General features: G+C 33.8%; 1 pseudogene. It reads left to right on the top strand.

The features are described 5' to 3' along the window. Positions 1-969, top strand: a pseudogene (locus tag BMW63_RS17815) (IS30 family transposase); the annotation flags it as partial. Between the last annotated feature and the right edge of the window lie 161 nt (positions 970-1,130).

Genomic DNA, 1,130 nt, shown 5'->3' with positions numbered 1-1,130 from the left:
CGAATTAGTCTAAATGAACGTATAATTATTGAGACTTTACTACTAGAAAAAAAGTCTAAAAGTTATATTTCAAAACATCTAAAAAGAGCTCGTTCTACAATAACCAATGAGCTTAAAAATTGGCTTGTAAAACCTACGGATGTGTATAATGCACAACTTGCAAATTGGTATACAACCGAAGTTAACGCAACCAAAAGAACTAAAGACAAAATCAATACCTATAAAAGACTTAAATTGTATGTCTATCGAGGTTTATTAAATGGGTATAGTCCTGACCAAATTGCTGGAAGTATAAAGCTTTTGTATCCAAACGACCCTATTATGTCTATATCTTATGAAGCTATATATCAACACATTTACAGGCACAGACAGTCCTCATTAGGTAAAAAACTAATCAAGCTTCTTCCCTATCATCATCATAAAAGAAGAGCCAACAGAAAGTTCGGCAAAAATAGAATCCGAATAAAAGACCAAGTCAGTATTGACCAAAGACCACAGTACATTCAACGTCGAGAAGAAATAGGACATTGGGAAGGTGATTTAATGATTGGCGTGGGACAAAAAAGTGCCATTGCAACCAATGTAGAGCGAAAAACAAGATATACCTTCATTATGAAAATTGACAATAGAAAATCTAAAACAGTAACAAAAGCATTTGCCAGTACTTTAAACACTTTACCTAATTACATAAGAAAATCAATGACTTACGATAACGGAATGGAAATGGCTAATCATAAATGGCTCACAGCTAAAACGGGAATGGATATTTATTTTGCTCATCCCTATTCTTCTTGGGAACGAGGAACTAACGAAAACACAAACGGACTTATCAGACGCTTTTTTCCTAAAGGAACGGACTTTAATACAATAACACTAAAACAAATAAAAGAAGCCGAATATAAGCTCAATAACAGACCCAGAAAGGTACTTGGATACAAAACTCCTAACCAAATGATGCTAGAAGAAATACAGGCCAAATCGTTAGGCGGTAAGGAAAATTCGGAGATAACTTTTGGCTCCTTAAAAAGCCAAAAAAGTTATTCTGAATTTGATGACAATATTCCTCAAAAAAATTAACTTTGAATAACTATTAATAAATGGACTTGTTGCGATAGGTCCTTGAATCCGCC

It is taken from the genome of Flavobacterium frigoris, from assembly GCF_900111075.1.
In the GTDB taxonomy this organism is placed as follows: domain Bacteria; phylum Bacteroidota; class Bacteroidia; order Flavobacteriales; family Flavobacteriaceae; genus Flavobacterium; species Flavobacterium frigoris.
This window is presented reverse-complemented; position numbering and strand designations above follow the sequence as displayed.